Genomic DNA, 22583 nt, shown 5'->3' on the forward strand with positions numbered 1-22583 from the left:
GGTGCGCGAGGAGAGCGAGTTCGGGGGTGCGCAGATACGTTCCGCTGCCCGCACCTCAGGGTTACCTCGTACGGCGTGTCGACATCCGCATACGATGCCGGGTGCAGGCGTTCGGAGGGCCGTGCGGACGCACGCGGTGGCACGGCGGGCCGGCGCCCGTGCGCCCGTTGCGCCACATCGGCGCCTGCCCATGGGGCAGGCGGGTGCGGCGAAGTACGGCAAACCTGGATTCTGCGGTCATTCCCCTCACCCTTTCACCCGTTCGCCCCAGGTCAAGGACCGCCTCGCCGGGAACCGTCGGTGCTCTCGGCGCGTCGCGCCAACTCCCAGTGGTCGCCGTACCTTTGAACGAATCCGAGGGACTGCAGCTCCAGGAGCTTGGCGTGGGTGAGGTCGTGGGGCGTGCCGGCTTCTTGCGCCAGGCGTGCGCTGTCCGTTGCACCGCGGGCCGGCAGCGCCTCCAGCACGCGGGTCGCGACGGGGTCGAGGAGGTCGCGGACCAGGGTCGGTCCGCGGCGTTCGGGGGCGAGGTCGCCGATGCTGCCGACAAGTTCGATGACTTCGTCGGCGTCGGTGACCACCGCGGCCTCGCCGCGCAGGAGTTGGTGGACGCCGGCGGACAGGCCGCTGGTGACGGGGCCCGGCATACCCATCGTGTAGCGGCCGAGGGCGAGTGCGCGCCGGGCGGTGACCAGTGAGCCGCTGCGGAGTTCGGCTTCCACGACGACGGTCCCTCTGGTGAGTGCGGCGATGACGCGGTTGCGTTGGACGAAGCGGCTGCGGGTGGGGTGGTCGCCGGGCGCCAACTCGGCCACCAGCAAGCCTTGTTCGGCGATCCTTCCGATCAGTTCGGTGTGGCCGCGCGGGTAGGGGTGGTCGACGCCGCAGGCGAGTACGGCGATGGTGGCGCCGTCCGCGGCAAGGGTGCCTCGGTGGGCTGCGCCGTCGATGCCGTAGGCGGCACCGGAGGCGACGGTCCAGCCGCGGTCGGCGAGTCCGGCGCTGAGGGTGGCGGCGAGGTGGGCGCCGTATTCGGTGCAGGCCCGGGCCCCGACGACGGAGACGGAGCGCAGCGCCCACAGCCTGAGGTTGGCCTGCCCGCGCACCCAGAGGCCGATGGGGCGGGCATCGCCGAGGTCGTCGAGCTGGCTGGGCCATTCGTCGTCACCGGGGCAGAGGAAGCGGCCGCCGAGGGCGGCGACCTCCGCGAGGTCCTCGGCGGGGCGGGCCCGGGCGGCGCGCAGTCTCAGGCCCGCGATCTTGGTCCGGCTCGCGCCCGTCGGCGGGACGGCGTCGTCGTCGGTGAGTGCGTGCCACAGGGCTACCGGGCCCATCTCGCGGAGCCAGCGGCCGGCGGTCTCGTCGCCCGGTTCGAGAATCCGGGTGAGCGCGGCGCGGGCGGTGCGCTGTGGTTCGTAGGGCTGTCGAGGTGCTGGTGGGACGGGCGGGGTGCCGGTGGCGAAGCCCCATGCGTCGATTCCGGTCATGGCTCATCCCTGCTTGGTGGGCGGCCGCGTGGTGGCGGTCTCGCGGTGGAGTGCGCCGATGTCCGCGCCGGCGCCGCCCGCGCCTGCTGTGGTGAGCGCTCCGCGTCGTACGCCGGTGCGCAGTTCCAGGGCCCAGTTGACGTCTTCCCGGGTGGGGCGGTCGCGGCCGGCGAGGTCGGCGGCGGTCCAGGCGACGCGCAGCACACGGTCGAGGCCGCGGGCGGTCAGGAGGCCGCATTCGAGGTCGCGTTCCGCCTGGGCGAGGGCGCCCGGGTGCACCTGCCAGCGGGTGCGGAGTTCGTGGCCGGGGACTTCGCTGTTGGTGTGCCAGGGGGTGCCGGCGAGGCGGGCCTCGGCGCGTTCGCGGGCGGCCTGTACGCGTGCGGCGACGGTCGCGGTGGATTCGGCGCTGCGGCCGAGGGTGACCAGTTCGGAGCGGGCGACGGGTTCCACGCAGATCCGTAGGTCCACGCGGTCCATCAGCGGGCCGGAGAGCCGGGAGCGGTAGCGGCGGATGGAGGACGGCCGGCATTCGCAGCCTCCGCCGGTGGTGCCGTGCCGTCCGCAGGGGCAGGGGTTGGCGGCGAGGGCCAGGAGGAAGCGGGCGGGCATCCGCAGCATGCCGGCGGCGCGGGCGACGACGACGTGGCCGGATTCCAGCGGCTGGCGCAGTGCGTCCAGGACACTCGGGCTGCACTCGGCGGCCTCGTCCACGAAGAGCACGCCGTGGTGGGCGAGGGAGACGGCTCCGGGGCGGGGCATTCCGCTGCCGCCGCCGACGAGGGACGCCATCGTCGCGGAGTGGTGCGGGGCGCAATAGGGCGGGCGGTGGACCAGCGGTTGTCCCGGTGGGAGGGTCCCGGCGACCGAGTGGACGGCGGTGACCTCCAGGGATTCCTTGGGGGTCAGGGGTGGCAGCAGGCCCGGGAGGCGTTCGGCGAGCATCGTCTTGCCGGCACCGGGCGGGCCCTTCAGAAAGATGTGGTGCCGTCCGGCGGCAGCCACTTCGAGGGCGCGGCGGGCGGTTTCCTGGCCTGCCACGTCGGCGAGGTCAGGGGTGTGCTCGCCCCGGGGCAGGCCGGCGCTGACGCCCGTACCGGGGACGAGCAGGCCGGCCAGCAGCGGGTCGGGGCGGCCCTCCTCGAGTGCGTCTTCCTCTTCGGGTACGGGTTCGTCGGCGAGCACGGCGATCAGCTGCCGCAGGCTGCGGACGCCGAGGACGGAGATGCCGGGGACGAGCGATGCCTCGGCGGCGGTCCGCTCCGGCACGACGACCTGGCGGTATCCGGCGTCCGCGGCGGCGAGCACGGCGGGCAGCACGCCGCGGACGGGGCGGACACGGCCGTCGAGGCCGAGTTCGCCGATCATCATCAGGTCGGTGAGCTCGCGGGGGTCGAGTCGTTCGGCGGCGCCGAGGACGGCGCAGGCCACGGCGAGGTCGAATCCGCTGCCGCTCTTGGGGACGGAGGCCGGACTGAGGCCGACGGTGAGCTTCTTCTGGGGCCATTCGGCGCCGGAGTTCGTCACGGCGGCGCGGACCCGGTCCCTGGATTCGATCAGGCTCTTGTCGGGGAGTCCGACGAGGGTGAAGGCGGCGACGCCGGGTTCCAGGTCGGCCTGGACCTCGACGACGACCCCTTCGACGCCGACCAGGGCGACGGAGCACGTGCGGGCGAATCCCATCAGGCCACCCCCCGTGCGTGCTGGACGACCGGGGCGCCGCGGGCCGGGATCAGGACGCCGATGACGTCGATGCGTACGCCTCCCGGTGGCGGGCCGCCGTGCCGTTCCAGCCAGCGCTCGGCCAGCAGGCGCAGTCGGGCGGTCTTCTGGGGACGGACGGCCGCCATGGGGTGTTCGTAGCGGCCGGCGCGACGGGTCTTGACCTCGCAGACCACCACGGCATCGCCGTCGGCCGCGACGATGTCGATCTCGCCCTCACGGCAGCGCCAGTTGCGGTCCAGGATGCGCATGCCGGCTTCGGTGAGCCGTCGGGCGGCCAGGTCCTCGCCGTAGCGGCCCAGCGCGCGCCGCCGGATGTCAGCGGGTTTGGTGCCGGCCGGCCGGCTGGTCGCTGCGGCGGATGGGGCCGGTGCGGGTGGGGGCGCGGTGGGCGCGACGCCCGGTGGCCTGTTGTCTTCAGCGGCTCGTAAGTCCTGTCGTGGCCTGCTGCGGCGCCTTCCCTGCGCCCGGCCCGTGGGCTGCGTGCCGGTGTCGGCGCCGGCCGCCGGTTCGGGGCTCTGCCCGGGTGTCCGGGTGTCGTGTGCGGCCCTGTGGCCGGCCTGCGTGGTGTTCATGCGGTACCACCTCCGCCACCGACTGTGACGCGGCCGGGCGGAGCTGTTGGATCTTGGTGGAGAACAGCCGGAATGTGGATAACTCGCTCACCCGGGCGGGTGAAGTCGCGGCCGTCCAGGCCCCGCGCACCTCGGCCGCCACGCCACGCCACACCCGCCGGAGGCCGGGGGCGCCAGCCCGGCCCCCCACCCCCGGACAGCAGCGGGCCGCGCTCGCCAGGCGTCTCGCGTGCCCGGCCGTCGCGCGGCCCGTCGTTCGTCGGCTCGCCGCCGGATCAGCTCCCCGGCAGGTCCAGATCGCTCTTGTTCAGCTCTTCGATGTTCACGTCCTTGAACGTGAGGACGCGCACCTGCTTGACGAAACGGGCCGGGCGGTACATGTCCCAGACCCAGGCGTCAGCCATCGACACCTCGAAGAAGACTTCACCCTGTACCGAGTGCACCTGCATCTCGTAGTCGTTGGTCAGGTAGAAGCGACGCTCGGTCTCGATCACATATTTGAACAGTCCGACGACGTCGCGGTACTCCCGGTAGAGCTTCAGCTCCATCTCGGTCTCGTACTTTTCGAGGTCCTCGGCGCTCATGGCAGATCCCCTTCAGCCGTGCGTCCCCCTATTGTGCGTCAGACCCTCTCGGTCTCCAGGTGCACCGGCGCACTCGGGGGCCCATCGTCGAGCAGCGTGCGCAGCAGCTCGGCGAGTCTGGTCGGATACACCGTCTCATGGGACGCCGACAGTTCCTCCGAAGTCCACCACCTCAGTCCCGAAACGCTGCGTCGTTCCAGGTCGGTGTGGCCGGCGGTGTCGGTGGCCGTCCGGTCGGTGCGGGCCAGGTAGTACCACTCGTCCTGCTCCCAGCGCCGCCCGTCGAAGGGGAAGGCGCAGTGGCGCTTCCACAGGACGGGACCCAGCGCGACGTCGGTGATACCGGTTTCCTCGGCCAGCTCCCGGCGCGCGGCCTCTTCGCGCGTCTCGTCGCCTTCCAGGCCGCCGCCGGGCGTGAACCACCACGTCTCGCCCGGCCGGGCCGGTTCGTATCCGTGGAGCAGCAGGATCCGGTCGTCCGGATCGAGCAGCACGACGCGGGACACCTGGCGGACGGCTGCCGGCTCCGACCGGGTGCGGTCGCGCTCCGGCTGCTCAGTCACGCGGGCGCGCCTTGCGCCGGGCGAGGGGCCCGTAGGCCGCTCCGCCGAGGATGAGGACCGCGCCGGCGACGACGGCGAGGGTGATCGGCTGGATCGGGCCGGGCTGGGAGGTGCCGCCGGGGAGGGCGGAGAAGGCGGCCGGGCGCTGCATCACGCCGACGCTTCCCAGCGGCCAGGCGCGGGCGTCGACGCGGGCCTGGACGGCGCGGCGGGAGACCGCCCCGTGGTCGCCGTCGGTGAGGTGGACCCGGGAGTCGAGGGAGTCGCTGCGGTGGTCACCGAGCAGGAACAGCTGACCGGCCGGGACCTTCGCCTTGAAGCCGATGGGCGAGGCAGGGCCGCTGCCCTGCAGATACGGTTCGTCGATCGGGGTGCCGTTAACCGTCAGCAGGCCGCGCTTGGTGCAGCAGGAGACCTTGTCGCCGCCGACGCCGACGACGCGCTTGACCATCGGCAGGGCGCCCCACACGGAGTCCTTGAAGACGACGACGTCGCCGCGGCGTATCTCGGAGCCGTCCACCTTCTCGGCGATGACCCGGGCGCCGGGCGCGATCGTCGGTGACATCGAATCCGTCGGCACCGTATAGGGGCGGTAGATCAGCGCCGCCCACACGAAGCCGCCCAGGAACAGCGCACAGCCGAGGGCCACGGCCAGACCGGACAGCGCACTGCCCGTCGTCCGGCCGCGGCCGTCGGTCCTGCGTTCCGTACTGCTGCTCATCCCAGCTCCCACCCCGCGGACCGGCCGCGTCGAAGATCCGGGACGGCACCTTACCTGGGGTTACGCCCCGCGGTCAGCCTCCGGCGACGCCACATCACGATCGGCACCGCGCCGGCCAGTCCGAGGGCGGCCGGAGCCGCCGCCATTGCCTTGTTGATCCCGGGCTGGTCGAAAGTGTCCGGTACCGGCAGGGTCGCCCAGCGGTTGATGGGCCAGGCGATGGTGAATGCCCGGCCGACGACCTCGTCCTCCGAGACCGTGCCGTTGCCCTTGAGGTTCTGGTGGTAACGGGAGTCGAGGGAGTCGTCGCGGTGGTCGCCCATCACCCAGATCCGGCCCTTGGGGACGTGGATCGGGCCGAAGGCGCGGTCACCGCACGGGGTGGCGCCGGGGAAGATGTACGAGTCCTCCTTGAGCGCCTTGCCGTTGACCTTGACCGGGCCGCTGCCGTGGCACTCGACGGTGTCGCCGCCGACCGCGATGACCCGCTTGATCAGGTCCTTCTCCTCGGCCGAGGGCATCAGGCCGATGAAGCTGAGGACCTTCTGGACCGGGTTCGGCTCGGGGGTGGGGGTCTCGTTCAGCCAGCCGCCCGGGTCGTGGAAGACGACGACCTCGCCGCGTTGCGGCTTGGAGCCGAACCACGGCGTCAGCTTGTCGACCAGCACCCGGTCCCCGCGCTGCAGGGTGTCCTGCATCGAGTCGGAGGGGATGGAGAACGCCTGCACCAGGAACGTCTTGATCAGCAGCGCGAGGAGCAGGGCGATGCCGATGAGGATCGGCAGCTCCTTCCAGAAGGCACGCGGCTTCTTGGCCTTCTTCATGCTGCCGCCCGCCTCCTCGCCCGATGCTGGGTCCAACGTATCGGACGTGCCGGAAGTGCCGGGCTTGTCCAGCGGCACCGAGCCCTGCGGCTCCGACTGTGACTGTGAGCGTGACCCATGCACGGAACTCGCCGCCGACTGCTCACCGCGCCCTGCCGGCTCCTCGGGCTCTTCCGTTCCGGACCGCGCGCCGACCGCCAAGTCCCCCACATCTGCTCCTCACTCCACGGACTCGCCCACCCGTCAACCGGTGCAGGCCCACCACTCCCATAACGAGCGGGAGTTCCGCAGGGGTCGGGAGTACGGTCAAACTCTCGGGTGACACCCTATGCGGCACACCCGCCGCGGACGCCTTGGCGCCCGGCGCGTCGTGGACGGTCGCAAATGTGTCGGGCTCTTCGAGGCGCCGCCAGTGGCTGAACGGCCAGGCGATCACCACGGCGCGGCCCACGACGCTGTCCTCCGAGACCGTGCCACGGTACGGCTCGTCGAGGTGGAAGCGCGAATCCGCGGAGTCCGAACGGTGGTCGCCCATCACGAAGATCCGCCCGGTGGGGACGTTCACGGTGAACTTCAGCTGGGAGGGCGGGTTGCCCGGGTGGACGTACGGTTCGGTCAGCGGGTTGCCGTTGACGGTGACCCGGCCCTGCTTGTCGCAGCACTTGACGGTGTCGCCACCGACCGCCACCACGCGCTTGATCAGGTCCTGCTCATCGGCCGACGGCAGCAACCCGATGAAGGTCATGGCGTCCTTGACGGGCTGGAACGCGCCGCTGTCCCCGGTGGGCTGGTGCTGTTCGCCCTTGAGCCAGCCGCCGGGGTCCTTGAAGACGACGACATCGCCCCGTGCGGGCTTGGAGCCGAACCACGGGGTGAGCTTGTCGACCAGCACCCGGTCGCCGATCCTGATCGTCTGTTCCATGGAGCCGGACGGGATGACGAACGCCTGGACCAGGAAGGTCTTCAGGACCAGGGCGATGGCCAGCGCCACGCCGACAAGGATGGGGATTTCCTTGAGGTAGGAGCGCTGCCTGCGGCGCTTGATGCGCTTGGCCTGGCGCCGCCGCTCGGCCCGTCCGCCGGTCGGGGGCCGACGGGGCGTCGTGCCGCCGCCGCGGCCGTCGGGCTCGCGGGCGTCTCCGGGCGCCGGGGCACCGTCGTACGCGCCCCCGCCCTCGCGCTCCGGCCCGTCCTCGCCCTGCCGCCCGTGGCGGGGGCGCCCGCGGCTACCCACGAGGGCCTGCCGCGGCGGGTATCGGGGCGGACAGCGTGCGCCAGCGGCTGATCGGCCAGGTGATCAGGTCGGCGCGGCCGATGACCTCGTCCACGGGGACCGTGCCGCCGCCCGGGTCGCCGAGGTGGTCGCGGGAGTCGCTGGACCGGGCACGGTGATCGCCCATGACCCACAGCTTCCCCTCGGGCACCACGATGTCGAACGTCACCGAGGACGGCGCGTCCCCGGGATGGAGATAGCCCTCGCGCACGGCCTCACCGTTCACTTCGATCCGCCCCCGTTCGTCGCAGCAGGTCACATGGTCGCCGCCGATGCCGATCACGCGCTTGACGTAGTCGGTCTCGGCAGGCCGGGCCAGGCCCAGCGCCGCGCCGGTCGCACGCAGCAGCCCCGTGACGGGATTCTCCCCCTGCTCCCTGTGAACGAACGACCCGGTGCCGTCGAACACCACGACGTCGCCCCGTGCCGGCTGGTTGCCGAAACGGTACGCCAGCTTGTTGACCAGCACCCGGTCCCCGATCTGCAGGGTGTTCTCCATGGAGGAGCTGGGGATCAGGAAGGGCTGCGCGACGAACGCGCTGAGCAGCAGCACGAACGCCAGGCACAGCGCGAGCAGGGTGGCCGGCCGATGGCGCAGCCCGGCCAGACGAGCGGTGAAACGCGCGAAGCGCGACCCCTGCTCCGGCCCCTGGTCGGGGGCGGGAGAGGGATCGCGCTCCGTGAGTTGTACGTCGGTGTCCATCGGGCCCAGAGCCTATCCGGCCAAGTCCGGACACCGGACGCGAGAGGGGCTTTGCGTTGCCCGGGCGCAAAAAATCGGGCCCGGGAACCGCTCGGCTCAGCGCTCGCGCTTCTCCTTGATCTTGGCGGCCTTGCCGCGCAGCTCGCGCAGGTAGTACAGCTTGGCGCGACGGACGTCACCGCGGGTCACGAGCTCGATCTTCTCGACGATCGGGGTGTGCACGGGGAAGGTGCGCTCGACGCCGACGGAGAAGCTGACCTTGCGGACCGTGAAGGTCTCGCGCACGCCGGCGCCCTGGCGACGGATGACAACGCCCTTGAACTGCTGCACACGGGAGCGGTTGCCCTCGATGACGCGGACGTGGACGTTGATGGTGTCACCCGGGCGGAAGGCCGGGATGTCGCTGCGCAGCGACGCGGCGTCGACGGAGTCGAGAAGGTGCATGACCTACTGCTTTCTTCGTTGATGCCACAGGTCATCAACGGGATATCGGAAAGAGGATGTTCGGGTGCCGCCTCGTCGGGCGGGCGTCGTTCCCCCTGTGGCAGGGGCGCACGCCGGACGCAGACAACAGCGGCCTATTCTTCCACGGCCTCGCTCGTACGCCCAAATCGGCCGTCCTCGCGCTGTGACCAGCCCAGCGCCGCGAGCATCGCGCGGTCGTGTTTGTCGAACGCGGCGGGGTCGGCCCGCTCGATCAGATCGGGCCGGTTGCGGTCGGTACGGCGGAACGCCTCGTCGCGGCGCCAGCGGGCGATCTTGCCGTGGTGGCCGCTGACCAGCACCTCCGGGATCGTTCGGCCGCGCCACTCCGGGGGCTTGGTGTAGACGGGGCCCTCCAGGAGGTCGGCCATCGCGCCGGGTGCGAAGGAGTCGTCCTGGTGGGAGGCGGCGTTGCCGAGGACGCCGGGCAGCAGCCGGGCCACGGCCTCGACCATGACCAGTACCGGGGCCTCGCCGCCGGCCAGGACGTAGTCGCCGATGGAGACCTCGCGGACGTCGAGGCGGTCGCCGTACTCCTCGATGACGCGGCGGTCGATGCCCTCGTAGCGGGCCGGGGTGAACACCAGCCAGGGCTTGGCGGAGAGTTCCACGGCGAGCTGCTGGGTGAACGGCTCGCCGCTGGGGGTGGGGACGACGACGACCGGTTCGCCCTCGCCGGAGGCCAGCACGGAATCGAGCGCCTCGCCCCAGGGCTCGGGCTTCATGACCATGCCGGGGCCGCCGCCGTAGGGGGTGTCGTCGACGGTGTTGTGCTTGTCGTGGGCCCACTGCCGCAGGTCGTGGATGCGTACGTCGAGCTGTCCGCGGGCCCGGGCCTTGCCGACGAGGGAGACGTTCAGCGGTTCGAGGTACTCGGGGAAGATCGTGACGATGTCGAGCCGCATCAGCTGTCCTCGCGGCTGGAGGCGATCTCGGCCTGGCTCTCGTCGAGGAGACCGGGCGGCGGCTCGATGACCGCGCGCTGCTCCTCCAGGTCGATCTCCGGAACGATCTCGGCGACGAACGGGATCATCACCTCGCTGCCGTCGGGCCGCTCGACGATCAGCAGGTCCTGGTACGGCAGGTGGGAGATCTCGCGGATCCGGCCGACGGCGGTGCCGTCGCGGGTGACGACGTCGAGGTCGATCAGCTGGTGGTCGTAGAACTCCTCGGGGTCCTCGGGGACCTCCTCGGGGTCGACCTCCGCGATCAGCAGGGTGTTGCGCAGCGCCTCGGCGGCCGTGCGGTCGCCGACGCCCTCGAAGCGCAGCAGCAGCCTGCCGCTGTGCACCCGGCCGGTCGTGATGGTCAGCGGCCCGACGGAGGAGGGTTCGGTGGCGAGGACGGCTCCCGGGGCGAGCCGCAGTTCGGGCTCGTCGGTGCGGACCTCTACGGTGACCTCGCCCTTGATGCCGTGGGCGCGACCGATTCGGGCAACTACCAGCTGCACTGCGCAATTCCTTCTGTGCGGTCCACGGCAACGGGCCGGGGACGGCTCGAAAGCCCTCCCCGGCCCGAGCCGGTGTTCAACTTGTCAGTGGACCTGGTCCACGTCGACGAGGTCGACGCGGATGCCACGGCCACCGATGGCGCCGACGACGGTCCGCAGCGCGCGGGCGGTGCGGCCGTTGCGGCCGATCACCTTGCCGAGGTCGTCGGGGTGGACCCGGACCTCCAGCACCCGTCCGCGGCGCAGGGTGCGCGAAGCCACCTGCACGTCATCGGGGTTGTCGACGATGCCCTTGACGAGGTGCTCGAGGGCTTCCTCGAGCATGCTCAGGCCTCGGTCGACTCAGAGGTGGACTCGGCCGCAGCCTCGTCCGCCTTCTTGTCGGCCTTCTTCGCCTTCGGGGTGATGGCCTCACCCTTCGGCTCGTCACCGGAAGCCTTGGCGGCGGCCTCGAAGAGGGCGCGCTTGTCGGCCTTCGGCTCGGCGACCTTCATGGGCGCCGGGGCGGGCAGACCCTTGAACTTCTGCCAGTCACCGGTGACCTTGAGGATGGCCATGACGGGCTCGGTCGGCTGCGCGCCGACGCTCAGCCAGTACTGGGCACGCTCGGAGTCGACCTCGATGCGCGAGGGGTTCTGCACCGGGTGGTACAGGCCGATCTCCTCGATGGCCCGGCCGTCACGGCGGGTGCGGGAGTCGGCGACGACGATGCGGTAGTGAGGCGCACGGATCTTGCCCAGACGCTTCAGCTTGATCTTGACTGCCACGGGAGTGGTGTCTCCTGGTCTTGACGTGGTTGGGCACAACGAGATGCCACGTGGGGTTTGCGGTACTCGGGTGCCCGATGGACGCGTCAGCCGGAGGAGAGAGGGGTCCTGTGCGACTGTCGAGTACAGCTAGCCATTGTGCCACACGCCCTCGGGTCAGCCGACCGCGGCCACCTCGGGGATCCGGAAGGGCTTGCCGCACCCGCCGCAGACGATCGGCGCCTGGGCGAGGACCGACGGCACGACGCGGACGTTGCGTCCGCAGTCGCAGACGGCCTTGACGCGGACGCCGCCTCCGGAGGAGCCGTGCCGGGCGGCCGGGCCCCGGAAGCTGCGGGCGGTGTCGGTGGCGGTCGCGGCGGTGTGCGCCTTGAGGGCTCTGGCGAGGCGCTCGATGGTGGGGCGGTAGCGCCTTCTGGCCTCGGGGTTGAGGGTGACCAGCGAGAAGCCGCTGCTGGGGTGCGGCTCGTCGGCGTGGTCCAGGCCCAGCTCCTCGGCGATCGTCAGGAACCTGCGGTTGTGGTAGCGGCCAGCCCTGGAGGTGTCGCGGATGCCGCGGGCGGCGGCGATGCCGTGGACTGCCTCGTGGAGCAGCCGTTCGAAGGAGAGCTCGGCGCCACAGGCGGACGAGGACTCTCCGATCAGGGACTCGGGCGCGGCCAGGTCCGGCAGCTCGGGGTGGTGCCGTTGAATATCGGCCCAGGCGAGCGCCAGCTCGGCGGCGAGGACAGGCGGTGTCGTGCTCACGTCGTGACAACGAGCCGGGGTCGCCCAGTGTTCCGATTCCGGGCCATCCCAAATAATTTGCACGTACCAGTCAGTTTCTGGTCATGGGCCGTGCCTAGGGCCGGGTGCGTCGATCTGTGCAGAAGACGCTCATGTGCCCGCAAGCCGGTGCGTATCCCCGCGTACGCCGCATGGCGTAGCCGGTCGTATGCCGCTCCGGCGATCACCGCGGCGATGGTACGGCGGGAAGCTGTGCCCGCCGGCACCGGCCCGTCTCCACCGTAGGCCCGTCGGACGAGGCCGCCGAAGGCGGGGCCGGGGGCGCGCGGAGTGTCCGGACGGCGTGCGTTGGCGTGGCGGAACCGCACCGGCCGGGGCACCCTGGAACGGCGCTCCAGGGAGCGGGCCCGGCGCATACGGGGGCGCGCGGGAGACAACCCCGGCGCACCCTCTGGACGCCCGGACGGATGCGCAGTTGTCTGGATTCGGGGGCGCACACGGCGCGAACAACGGGGGCGATCGGTACGGAACAGCTTCGGTTTTCGGCGAATAGGGGCGCTATCGATGTCACCCACGCTCGTGCGGCACCAGCTTCCGAACTCCGGACCCATGCATTGCGACCGTCCGCCCGCGCCGCCCGGGTCGCGGGCCCGCACCCGTGACTGGGCCGAGATCCAGGAGCGGATGCTGGTACCGCTCTACGAAGCCGCGTACGACCGGCTGGGGGTCGGCCCCGGCACCCGGCTGCTGGGGCTCGGCTGCGGCTCGGGCCTGGCGCTGCTGCTCGCCGCGGCGCGCGGGGCGCAGGTCAGCGGCGTCGATGCCGACGAGTCCCGGCTGGAGCTGGCGCGCGAGCGGCTCACGCCGGACGGGATGCCCGAGCACACCCGCGTGGTCAGCGGCGGGCTGGAGGCCGCGGCGTCCGGGGAGGCCGCCTTCAACGTGGTCACGGCCTTCCACCCGGTGGGCTGTGTGAGCAGTGTCGAGGGGCTGACGGCGTCGCTGGCCACGGCGGTGGGGCTCGCGGAGCGCGGCAGCGCGGTGGTGCTGGGCGGCTGGGGCCCGGTGGAGCGGTGCGCGACGGCCGGGGTGCTGCAGGTGGCGCGGCGGCTGGCCGAGCCGTCGAGGGGTTTCGCCGGGTGGCGGCTCAGCGACCGGGACGACCTGGAGGAACTGGCGGCGCGGGCCGGGCTGCGGCCGGACGGGTCGGGGCGGGTGTCCTGCCCGTTCGGGTACGCCGACATGGCGAGCGCGGTGCGCGGGCTGCTGTCGACGGGGCTGTTCGACGCGGCGCTGGAGGCGGCCGAGCAGCGTCAGGTGGAGAAGGAGCTGGCCGAGGCGCTGCATCCGTACCAGCAGGCGGACGGGACGGTCTGGATGGCGAATGTCTTCCGGTATCTGATCGCGCGGACGCGGTAGCGGCGCACGGAACCGCAATGCCCGGACCCCCGGCCACGGAGGGTGTGGCCGGGGGTCCGGGCATTGCGGGTCCGCGTGGCGGGTCAGCCCATGAACTTCTTGAACTCCTCCGGGAGTTCGAAGTTCTGCGGGGCCTGGTCGCCCTGCGGCAGCCCCAGCGGGTTGCCGGCCTGGGCGGCCTCGCGGCGGGCGGCCGCGGCCTCCTCCTCCGCCTTGCGCTTCATCGGGTTGCCGCTCTTGCGCTTGCCCTTGGCCTGCTTGACCTGCTTCTTCTTGCGGGGGCCGCCGCCCATGCCAGGCATCCCGGGCATGCCGGGCATACCGCCCTGGGCCATCTTCGACATCATCTTGCGGGCCTCGAAGAACCGCTCGACGAGGCTCTTGACCATGCTGACGTCGACGCCGGAACCCCTGGCGATACGGGCCCGTCGGGAGCCGTTGATGATCGTCGGCTCGGCGCGCTCGGCCGGGGTCATCGACTTGATGATGGCGGCGGTGCGGTCCACCTCGCGCTCGTCGAGGTTGTTGATCTGGTCCTTCATCTGCCCCATGCCGGGCAGCATGCCGAGCAGCTTGGAGATGGAGCCCATCTTGCGGACCTGCTCCATCTGGGCCAGGAAGTCGTCGAGGGTGAACTCCTTGGGGCCCTTCGCCAGCTTGGCCGCCATCTTCTCGGCCTCGGCCTGGCTGAAGGTCTGCTCGGCCTTCTCGATCAGGCTGAGCATGTCGCCCATGCCGAGGATGCGGGACGCCATGCGGTCCGGGTGGAACGCGTCGAAGTCGTCCAGCTTCTCGCCGTTGGAGGCGAACATGATCTGCTTGCCGGTGACGTGCGCCACGGAGAGCGCGGCACCGCCTCGGGCGTCGCCGTCCAGCTTGGACAGGACGACCCCGTCGAAGCCGACGCCGTCGCGGAACGCCTCGGCGGTGTTGACCGCGTCCTGACCGATCATCGCGTCGACGACGAAGAGGACCTCGTCGGGGCTGACCGCGTCGCGGATGTCCGCGGCCTGCTGCATCATCTCGGCGTCGATGCCGAGGCGGCCGGCGGTGTCGACGATGACGACGTCGTGCTGCTTGGTGCGCGCGTGCTCGATCGAGTCCTTGGCCACCTGCACCGGGTCGCCGACGCCGTTGCCCGGCTCGGGTCCGTAGAAGGCGACGCCGGCGCGCTCGGAGACGACCTGGAGCTGGTTGACGGCGTTCGGGCGCTGGAGGTCACAGGCGACCAGCAGCGGGGCGTGGCCCTGGCTCTTGAGCCAGCGGCCGAGCTTTCCGGCGAGGGTGGTCTTACCGGCGCCCTGGAGACCCGCGAGCATGATCACGGTCGGCGGCTGCTTGGCGAAGCGCAGCCGGCGGGTCTCGCCGCCGAGGATGCCGATGAGCTCCTCGTTGACGATCTTGATGACCTGCTGGGCGGGGTTCAGCGCCTGGGAGACCTCGGCGCCGGTGGCGCGCTCCTTGACCTGCTTGATGAAGGCCCGGACCACGGGGAGGGCGACGTCTGCTTCGAGCAGCGCGATGCGGATCTCGCGCGCCGTGGCGTCGATGTCCGCCTCGCTCAGGCGGCCCTTGCCCCGGAGGTTTTTGAAAGTACTCGCCAAGCGGTCGGAAAGCGTATCGAACACGGCGGTCGTCGATCCTCGGGGTCGGGGGCAGGGTGCAGTCGGGTTCTAGGGTATCCGGCCGGGCAAGCGAACCGGCCCGGACCTGTGGACGGGGCCTGCGGATCCGGTACCCGCGGCCGGTGCGGGCCGGCTACCGGAGCGCGGCCTCCACCGCCGACGCGACCTCGTGGGCGGCCGCGTCCGCCAGCGGCGCCCCGTCCTCCCCCGTGACGTAGAAGGCGTCCACGGCATTGGCGCCCAGGGTGCTGATGTGCGCGCTGCGGACGGTGACGCCGGCGCCCTCCAGGGCCCGGCCGATGCGGTGCAGCAGGCCGTGCGCGTCCTGGGCGCGGACCTCGATGACGGTCGCGGTGCGCGAGCTGCCGCCGGCCACGGTGACCCGGGGCGGCGGGGCGGGCACGGCGCGCGAGCGGCGGGCGTAGGCGCGTTCGCGCTCGGCGAGCCGGCCCGGGACGTCGAGCGCGCCCTCCAGTGCGCGGACCAGGTCGACGCGGAGCCGGTCGGCCTCCGGCAGCGAACCGTACTCGGCGGCCACCCGCCAGCTCAGCAGCAGGACCGGGCCGTCGTTTATCGGGTCGAGGAACCGCAGGTCGGCGGCGCGCACGGTCAGGCGGTGCAGGGCGAGCACCCCGGCCGCGGCGGGCAGCACGCCGGGCTGGTCGGGGACGGCGATCAGCAGCTCGACGCCGACCGGCTGCTGGGCGGGCGGCTGCTCCGCGCTCTCCGCGGTGGGCTCGGCGCGGGTGTGCAGGGCCACGACGGGGCCGCCGGTGCGCCCGGCCTCGATCGCCAGCCGCTCCTGCTCCGCGGTGGGCCCGTCCGCGTCCGGCCCTTCCGGTTCGGGCTCCCCCGCGAGCCGCGCGGCGACCCGTTTGACCAGGTCGGCGACGAGCCCGCCGCGCCAGGCGCTCCAGGCCGCGGGCCCGGTGGCCAGCGCGTCGGCCTCGGTCAGGGCGTGCAGCAGTTCCAGGGTGCCGGTGGAGCCGACGGCGTCGGCGACCGCGCCGACGGTCTCCGGGTCGTCCAGGTCGCGCCGGGTGGCGGTCTCGACGAGCAGCAGGTGGTGCCGTACGAGGGTGGCGATGACCGTCGTGTCGCGGGCGTCGAAGCCGAGCCGGGCGGCCAGGTCCTCGGCGATGGTCTCGCCGGCCACCGAGTGGTCCCCGGGCCAGCCCTTGCCGATGTCGTGCAGCAGGGCGGCGACCAGCAGCAGGTCGGGGCGGTGCACCCGGCGGGTCAGCGTCGAGGCGCGTACGGCGGTCTCGACGAGGTGGCGGTCGACCGTCCAGGTGTGGACGGGGTTGCGCTGCGGGCGGCAGCGGACCCGCTCCCAGTCGGGCAGCAGCCGGGTGATGATCCCCTCGGCCTCCAGGGCCTCCCACACGGGCACCGTGTACGGGCCCGCGCCCAGCAGGGTGATCAGCTGTTCGCGGGCCTCGGCGGGCCAGGGCACGGGCAGCGGGTGGCCGGCGGTCGCGGTGGCGCAGCGGCGGATGGCGTGGGTGGCCAGCGGCAGCCCGGCCTGCGCGGCGGCGGCCGCGGCGCGCAGCAGCAGCACCGGGTCGCGCTCGGGCCGCGCGGTGCGGGCCAGTACCGCCTCGCCGTCGAGTTCGACGACGCCCTCGGCGAGCGGTGAGCGCTCCCCCTTGCCCGCCGTCCGGCCGGTCAGCAGTCCCCGCAGCACGGGCCTGACGGAGCGGGCGCGCAGCACCCGGCCGACCTCGCGCCAGGTGACGTCGGCGGCGTAGGAGATGGTGCGGGCTGCTTCGTAGGTCTGGCGCAGCAGGGTGTCCGCGTCCAGGACGCCGAGGGCCTCGGCGACCTGGTCCTGCTCCTGGAGGGAGAGCCGGTCGGTGGCCCGCCCGGTGGTCAGGTGCAGCGCGTCGCGGGTGTCGAGCAGGAGGGTGCGCGCGGCTTCGAGTCCGCCGCGCGGGGCGTCCGCGAGCCAGGAGGCGGCGACGGCGCGCAGTGCGGTGGCGTCCCGCAGTCCGCCCCTGGCCTCCTTGAGGTCCGGTTCGAGGAGGTACTGCAGTTCGCCCTGCCGCTCGGCGCGCTCCTGGCACAGGGCGTGCAGTTCCGGCAGCCGCTTGGGGGCGCTTTCGCGCCAGTCGGCGTACGCGGCGGTGCGCAGCGCGGCGCTGAGCTCCGGGTCGCCGGCCAGGTGGCGGGCGTCGAGCAGGCCCAGCTGCACCTTGAGGTCCTCGCGGGCGGTCTTGCGGGCCTCGGCGGGGGTGCGTACGGAGTGGTCGAGGGCCAGGCCGAGGTCCCATACGGGGTACCAGAGGTGGTCGGCCAGCGCGGCGAGGGCGCGGGGGTCGGAGCGTCCGTCGTGCAGCAGGAGCAGGTCGAGGTCGCTGCGTGGGGAGAGTTCGCCGCGGCCGTAGCCGCCGACGGCGACCAGGGCGGTGGCGGACAGGCCGGGGGCGGTGGCGTGCCGGTCGAGGAGGCCGGCCAGCCAGTCGTCGGTCAGCCGGGCGAGGGCGGCGCGGCGGTCGGGGCCGGTGGGGGCGCTGTCCTGGAGGAGCCGCAGCCGGGCCGCGGGGTAGCCGCCCGGGGCGGGCTCGCTCCCGGGGTGCGGCGCTCCGGCCGGTCCTGCCGTGTGCTCGACGCTCTCGGTCAACTCGCGCGCTCCTTGGTCGTGGGTCCCCCGTTGGTCACTTGGCCCGGCCGCGGCCCCGTAGGGGCTCGTACCCCGTGTGCCCCGACCGGTCCGGCCGGCCTCAGGGGTCCGCCGCCCCAGCGCCTGGCGGCGGACGGCCGCCGGGCGCCGGGCCGGACCGTTCCGGTTACAGCGCGTCCGGTCCCCGCTCGCCGGTCCGCACGCGTACGGCGTCCTCGACGGGGAGGCTCCACACCTTCCCGTCGCCGATCTTCCCGGTGCGGGCCGCCTTGACGACGATGTCCATCAGCTCCTCGGCGTCCGCGTCCTCGACCAGCACCTCGATCCGGATCTTCGGTACGAGGTCGACGGTGTACTCGGCGCCGCGGTACACCTCCGTGTGGCCGCGCTGCCGGCCGTAGCCGCTGGCCTCGGTGACGGTCAGGCCGTGCACCCCGAACGCCTGCAGGGCGTCCTTCACCTCGTCCAGCCGGTGCGGCTTGATTACTGCCGTGATGAGCTTCACGCGTCCACCTTCTTCGTCAGGGCCTCGCCGAGTGTCGGTCCCTTGCGGGCCGCGCTGCCGCCGCCCGCGCCGGTGAAGTCGTAGGCGGTCTCCGCGTGCGCGGCCTGGTCGATGCCGGAGACCTCTTCGTCCTCGCTGATCCGGAAGCCCATCACCAGGTCGATGACCTTGGCAAGGACATAGGAGACCACCAGCGAGTACACCAGCACGCAGACCACGCCGACGGCCTGCTTGCCGAGCTGTTCGAAGCCGCCGCCGTAGAACAGGCCCTTGGCCTTGCTCTGCACGCCGCCGGTGGCGAACAGGCCGATCAGCAGGGAGCCGGCGACACCGCCGACGAGGTGGACGCCGATGACGTCGAGGGAGTCGTCGTAGCCGAGCTTGTACTTGAGGTTGACGGCCATCGCGCACAGCACACCGGCGATGACACCGACCGCGATGGCGCCCAGCGGGCTGACCGCGCCGCAGGCGGGGGTGATCGCGACGAGTCCGGCGACCGCTCCGGACGCCGCGCCGAGCGTGGTGAACGAGCCGTGCCGCAGCTTCTCGTACGCCAGCCAGCCGAGCATCGCGGCGGCGGTGGCCACCTGGGTGTTGACGAAGGCGACCGCGCCCACGCCGTCGTCGTTGCCGAGCCAGGAGCCGGCGTTGAAGCCGAACCAGCCGAACCACAGCAGGCCGGCGCCGAGCATGACCAGGGGCAGGCTGTGCGGCCGCATCGGGTCCTTCTTGAAGCCGATGCGCTTGCCGACGACCAGGATCACGCCGAGCGCCGCGGCACCGGCGTTGATGTGCACGGCGGTGCCACCGGCGAAGTCGATGACGCCCAGGTTGAACAGCCAGCCGCCGTCGGCCCACACCCAGTGGGCGACCGGGAAGTAGACGAGGGTGACCCACAGGGCGATGAACAGTGCCCAGGCGGTGAATTTGACGCGGTCCGCGAGCGCACCGCTGATCAGCGCGGGCGTGATGATCGCGAACATCAGCTGGAAGACGGCGAAGACGTAGATCGGGATGGTGGTGGATCCCCACAGCTGGGTCAGCCCGATGCCGCTGAGGCCGGCGAAGTGCCCGTCCCAGCCGATGAAGTGGCCCTTGTCGGTGCCGAAGGCGAGTCCGAAGCCGTACAGGACCCAGAGCAGGGTCACGATGCCCAGGCTGATGAAGCTCATCATCAGCATGTTGAGCACGCTCTTGACCCGCACCATGCCGCCGTAGAAGAAGGCGAGTCCGGGTGTCATGACCATCACCAGCGCGGAGCAGATCAGCATGAACCCGGTGTTCGCCGGGCTCAGTGTCACCTTGTCTGCGGCTAGCGTCAGGATGCCTGGGGGCATCGGCGTCTCCTCGTCGTCGATGCGGCCCGTGCGGGCGTGTTTCTCGTGGGCCGACTTCGCGATGAGGTTGTCGCAGGGTGGTTTCGGCCAAACCTTGTCGGTGTTTCACCGCAGTGACGAAGGCGGCTTCTGTGTTACGCCCCGATGAACTCCGTGATCAGCGACGATTCACCCGTTCAACCCAGCGAAACCTTGCGCCCCGGTGGCGGGCCACCTGCGCGCGGGCGCACACGAGGGCCCGGCCGCGGCTGCCGTCCGCGTGACCTGGCAGGGGGGAGCCGAGTCGGGCTGTACGGGACGGTGGCCGCGGCCGGGGGCTGAAAGGGACGCCGTCAGACGGCGGCCTCGGCGTGTTCCGGCAGCTGGCGGGCGAGTTCGTCGCTGAGCTGGACGACCTCGGCGACGTGGCCGAATTCCCGGGCGGCGGTGTCCACGGTCTTCCGCAGCCGGGTGTTGACCCGCTCCGAGCGGACCTGCCGGGCGAACGGGATGGCCCGTTGCGCCATCTCCGCACAGGCTTCCGGCTCCTTCTGCAGCAGCCGCACGGTAGCCATGCCGATGAGGTTGAGCGCGTACGACCGCTGGTGCTCGGGATCCTTGCCGAACAGCTCGACGGCGCGCGTCATGACGGGCTCGGCGAGCGAGGCGTAGGTGGGGCTGCGGCCGGCGACATAGGCCAGGTCGCGGTAGGAGTGGGCGTTCTCGGCGTTCAGCTCGGCCTCGGAGAAGAAGCGGATCCAGTCCGGCTCGGGCTCGCCGGGCATGACGTCGGAGAAGGTGTCCTCGGCCATCCGGACCGCCCGCTTGACCTTGCTGGGCTGGCCCATCCCGGCGTAGGCGCGGGCCTCCATCGCATACAACATCGCCTGGGTGCGCGGGGTGGCCGTCTCCCGGCTGCCGTACTGGGCGAGGTGGATCAGCTCCAGGGCGTCGTCGGGCCGCCCGAGGTGGATCATCTGCCGGCTCATGCTGGAGAGGATGTACGAGCCCAGCGGCCGGTCACCGGCCTCCTTGGAGGCGTGCAGCGCCAGCACGAAGTACTTCTGCGCGGTGGGCTGGAGCCCGATGTCGTAGCTCATCCAGCCGGCCAGTTCGGCGAGTTCGGCGGCGACCTTGAAGAGTCGCTTGGCGACCGGCGCCGGCTGGGGTTCCTGGAGGAGGTCGGTGACCTCGTGAAGCTGGCCGACGACCGCCTTGCGCCGCAGCCCGCCGCCGCACTGCGCGTCCCACTGGCGGAACATCACGGTGGTCGCCTCCAGGAGGTCCAGCTCCGGCTTGGACAGCCGGGCCGGCCGCTTGGCGCGGTCGGGCTCCTCCGGGCCGCCGGCACCGGCCGGGACCGGCACCAGCCAGCGCTGCATCGGCTCGATGAGGCTGGGGCCGGCGGCGAGGGCGAGGGAGGTGCCGAGGAAGCCGCGCCGGGCCAGCATCAGGTCGCTGCGGGAGAACTCGCTGATGAGGCCGACCGTTTGGGCGCCGGCCCAGGGCAGGTCCACACCGGAGACGGACGGGGACTGGTGCGCGGAGCGCAGCCCCAGCTCCTCGATGCCGACGACGCAGCCGAAGCGCTCGGAGAACAGCTCGGACAGGATGCGCGGGATCGGCTCGCGCGGCTGTTCACCGTCGAGCCACCGGCGCACCCGCGAGGTGTCGGTGCTGATGTGGTGGGCGCCCATCTGGCGTGCCCGGCGGTTGACCTGGCGGGCCAGCTCGCCCTTGGACCAGCCGCTGCGCATGAACCAGGAACCCAGCTGCGCGTTGGGTTGTTTGACGGCGTCGGTGCCGCCGGTGCCGCCGTTGCCGCCCACTGGAAGCCCCTCCCGATAGCTGCCTCGGTGCTCGATGCCCGGTGCCTGCTGCGCTCGAACCACCCGCAGGCTCCCGCTCGTTGCGACGCCTGTCCGGGGTACATCTACCCGATCACGGATTCCGGGCACACCTTTTGGCCTGTGCTCAACCGGTGCGTTGCCACCGGCATACCCGTGCGAACGATGCCCCTCCGGGGTTCGTGTACCGAAAGTAATCCTACGATCACGCCCCTCGCGAGGGCGATTGGGGAAACGCCACCATTCGCCACCCCTTCGAATGAACTCCTCGGCGAGCTCTCGCGATTGACTTGACACAGGTCGAGCAGGGCCGGGCGGATCGGAGTGCGCACGGGCTCGCGGCGGTCACCGCACCACCCGTGACCCCACGTCGCACCACCGGCCCCGCCCACCGCCGACGGAGCGTGAACGGCGCCCGCCGTCAACGCGCCGGCTCGTAACCACTGGCACGCACCACCCGTTGGAGGGGGCATGGGCTTCACGATCGGCGGCATCCGGGAGATGCGTTCGGCCTCCCGGCGGCGCACCCGCTCGACCGAGGTCACGGCGGTGGCGGAGTACACCGGCCTGTGGGGCTGGGACGTGGCTCCCGGTGCCCGTGCGGTCCGGGCGGGCAGCGGCCGTACGGACTGCTCGTGCGGCGCCGCCGACTGCCCCTCCCCCGGCGCCCACCCGCTGGCCTTCGCCGAGGAGCTGGCGGCCGGCGTCACGCTGGAGAAGGCCGCGGCCACCTGGGCGGAGACCCCGGGCGCCGCGGTGCTCCTCCCGGTGGGCCGGTCGTTCGACATCCTCGACGTCCCGGAGGCGGCCGGGCGCAACGCGCTGGCACGGCTGGAGCGGATGGGTCTGCCGCTCGGCCCGGTGGCCGCGACCCCGACCGGCCGTGCGCAGTTCTTCGTCGCCCCCGGGGCGGCCGCCGAACTCCCCGATCTGCTCTACCGGATGGGCTGGGACGACGCCGCCCTGGACCTGCGCCCCCTGGGCGTCGGCGACCACATCACCGCGCCGCCGTCCGACCACGGCGGCCACGGGCCCATGCGCTGGCTGCGGCCGCCCACCCTGGACACGGCGGGCCGCCCGCCGCAGGCGCGGCTGGTGGTGGGCACGCTGGCGTACGTGTGCGCCCGGCTGTGCGGCTGAACGGCGCCGCTGCCGTACCGCCGGCGGACCACCGCGCACGTGCCGAGGCCGGGCAGGTGCGGGACGGCGCCGGGATGCGCAGGGCCGGGCCGGGCGGCCCGGTCCGCCGAGTGGCCGGTGTTCTCGACGCCGTACCCACCGGCTCGGCGGGCCGGGTGCGCGGGCCGCGTGGGCCGGGGACGACGTCGGCCCCCGGTACCCGCGAGGTGCGGGCCGGGGGCCGGGAGCGG

General features: G+C 72.4%; 22 protein-coding genes. 2 read left to right on the top strand and 20 right to left on the bottom strand.

Going from position 1 to position 22583, the window contains the following annotated elements:
* Window positions 1-272: 272 nt before the first annotated feature.
* From dprA to SL103_RS27880, 15 genes are all read right to left on the bottom strand, one after another.
* Entirely contained in the window at window positions 273-1487 is a 1215-nt protein-coding gene (gene dprA / locus SL103_RS27810; protein ID WP_069571664.1) for a DNA-processing protein DprA, read from the bottom strand.
* A gap of 3 nt (window positions 1488-1490) precedes the next feature.
* Window positions 1491-3170, bottom strand: coding sequence for a YifB family Mg chelatase-like AAA ATPase (locus SL103_RS27815; RefSeq protein WP_069571665.1), 1680 nt, complete (start codon window positions 3168-3170; stop codon window positions 1491-1493).
* Window positions 3170-3526, bottom strand: a complete 357-nt coding sequence (locus tag SL103_RS27820) for a YraN family protein (RefSeq protein ID WP_069574181.1) — start codon at window positions 3524-3526, stop codon at window positions 3170-3172. Before SL103_RS27820 ends, SL103_RS27815 begins: the two co-directional genes overlap by 1 nt.
* Window positions 3527-4059: 533 nt before the next feature.
* Window positions 4060-4368 (bottom strand): DUF2469 domain-containing protein, encoded by a 309-nt coding sequence (locus tag SL103_RS27825; protein ID WP_003980220.1) that lies wholly within the window; start codon window positions 4366-4368, stop codon window positions 4060-4062.
* A 38-nt stretch (window positions 4369-4406) separates the two neighbouring features.
* Entirely contained in the window at window positions 4407-4931 is a 525-nt protein-coding gene (locus SL103_RS27830; RefSeq protein ID WP_069571666.1) for an NUDIX hydrolase, read from the bottom strand.
* The gene (gene lepB, locus SL103_RS27835; protein WP_069571667.1) at window positions 4924-5652 is read right to left on the bottom strand and encodes a signal peptidase I; all 729 of its coding nucleotides are present in this window, start codon (window positions 5650-5652) and stop codon (window positions 4924-4926) included. Before lepB (SL103_RS27835) ends, SL103_RS27830 begins: the two co-directional genes overlap by 8 nt.
* A 50-nt stretch (window positions 5653-5702) precedes the next feature.
* Complete coding sequence (gene lepB, locus SL103_RS27840; RefSeq protein WP_079146313.1) at window positions 5703-6677, bottom strand: signal peptidase I; 975 nt, start codon at window positions 6675-6677, stop codon at window positions 5703-5705.
* Entirely contained in the window at window positions 6619-7710 is a 1092-nt protein-coding gene (gene lepB, locus SL103_RS27845) for a signal peptidase I (RefSeq protein ID WP_069571669.1), read from the bottom strand. Before lepB (SL103_RS27845) ends, lepB (SL103_RS27840) begins: the two co-directional genes overlap by 59 nt.
* Entirely contained in the window at window positions 7703-8452 is a 750-nt protein-coding gene (gene lepB, locus SL103_RS27850) for a signal peptidase I (RefSeq protein WP_069571670.1), read from the bottom strand. Before lepB (SL103_RS27850) ends, lepB (SL103_RS27845) begins: the two co-directional genes overlap by 8 nt.
* A gap of 96 nt (window positions 8453-8548) precedes the next feature.
* The gene (rplS, locus tag SL103_RS27855) at window positions 8549-8896 is read right to left on the bottom strand and encodes a 50S ribosomal protein L19 (protein ID WP_033266913.1); all 348 of its coding nucleotides are present in this window, start codon (window positions 8894-8896) and stop codon (window positions 8549-8551) included.
* 134 nt (window positions 8897-9030) lie between these two features.
* Window positions 9031-9840 (bottom strand): tRNA (guanosine(37)-N1)-methyltransferase TrmD, encoded by an 810-nt coding sequence (trmD, locus tag SL103_RS27860; protein WP_069571671.1) that lies wholly within the window; start codon window positions 9838-9840, stop codon window positions 9031-9033.
* A complete protein-coding gene (gene rimM / locus SL103_RS27865) occupies window positions 9840-10385 on the bottom strand; it encodes a ribosome maturation factor RimM (RefSeq protein ID WP_069571672.1) in 546 nt (181 codons plus the stop codon). The genes trmD and rimM overlap by 1 nt, the downstream gene beginning before the upstream one ends.
* A gap of 84 nt (window positions 10386-10469) precedes the next feature.
* On the bottom strand, window positions 10470-10709 hold the full coding sequence (locus tag SL103_RS27870) for an RNA-binding protein (RefSeq protein WP_033266910.1): 240 nt from the start codon (window positions 10707-10709) through the stop codon (window positions 10470-10472).
* Window positions 10710-10711: 2 nt separating this feature from the next.
* Window positions 10712-11152 carry a 30S ribosomal protein S16 gene (rpsP, locus tag SL103_RS27875; RefSeq protein ID WP_033266909.1) on the bottom strand — a complete coding sequence of 147 codons (441 nt, stop codon included), beginning with the start codon at window positions 11150-11152 and terminating at the stop codon, window positions 10712-10714.
* A 156-nt stretch (window positions 11153-11308) separates the two neighbouring features.
* On the bottom strand, window positions 11309-11899 hold the full coding sequence (locus SL103_RS27880; RefSeq protein ID WP_069571673.1) for a hypothetical protein: 591 nt from the start codon (window positions 11897-11899) through the stop codon (window positions 11309-11311).
* A 543-nt stretch (window positions 11900-12442) separates the two neighbouring features.
* Here SL103_RS27880 and SL103_RS27885 point away from each other — a divergent pair.
* Window positions 12443-13297 (top strand): methyltransferase domain-containing protein, encoded by an 855-nt coding sequence (locus SL103_RS27885; protein ID WP_069571674.1) that lies wholly within the window; start codon window positions 12443-12445, stop codon window positions 13295-13297.
* An 83-nt stretch (window positions 13298-13380) separates the two neighbouring features.
* Here the strand turns inward: SL103_RS27885 and ffh are convergent, their stop codons facing one another.
* The 5 genes from ffh to nsdA all read right to left on the bottom strand — a co-directional run bounded on the left by ffh (window position 13381) and on the right by nsdA (window position 21195).
* Entirely contained in the window at window positions 13381-14925 is a 1545-nt protein-coding gene (gene ffh, locus SL103_RS27890) for a signal recognition particle protein (RefSeq protein WP_069571675.1), read from the bottom strand.
* 130 nt (window positions 14926-15055) lie between these two features.
* A complete protein-coding gene (locus SL103_RS27895) occupies window positions 15056-17545 on the bottom strand; it encodes a [protein-PII] uridylyltransferase (RefSeq protein ID WP_069571676.1) in 2490 nt (829 codons plus the stop codon).
* 166 nt (window positions 17546-17711) lie between these two features.
* Complete coding sequence (locus tag SL103_RS27900) at window positions 17712-18050, bottom strand: P-II family nitrogen regulator (RefSeq protein WP_033266904.1); 339 nt, start codon at window positions 18048-18050, stop codon at window positions 17712-17714.
* Window positions 18047-19387 carry an ammonium transporter gene (locus SL103_RS27905; RefSeq protein WP_069571677.1) on the bottom strand — a complete coding sequence of 447 codons (1341 nt, stop codon included), beginning with the start codon at window positions 19385-19387 and terminating at the stop codon, window positions 18047-18049. Before SL103_RS27905 ends, SL103_RS27900 begins: the two co-directional genes overlap by 4 nt.
* 332 nt (window positions 19388-19719) lie before the next feature.
* Window positions 19720-21195, bottom strand: a complete 1476-nt coding sequence (gene nsdA, locus SL103_RS27910) for a transcriptional repressor NsdA (RefSeq protein WP_069571678.1) — start codon at window positions 21193-21195, stop codon at window positions 19720-19722.
* A gap of 489 nt (window positions 21196-21684) precedes the next feature.
* Between nsdA and SL103_RS27915 the strand changes: the two genes are divergently transcribed.
* Window positions 21685-22353, top strand: a complete 669-nt coding sequence (locus SL103_RS27915; RefSeq protein WP_069571679.1) for a bifunctional DNA primase/polymerase — start codon at window positions 21685-21687, stop codon at window positions 22351-22353.
* Window positions 22354-22583 lie beyond the last annotated feature (230 nt).

The sequence above is a fragment of the Streptomyces lydicus genome (assembly GCF_001729485.1).
Taxonomy (GTDB): Bacteria; Actinomycetota; Actinomycetes; order Streptomycetales; family Streptomycetaceae; genus Streptomyces; species Streptomyces lydicus_D.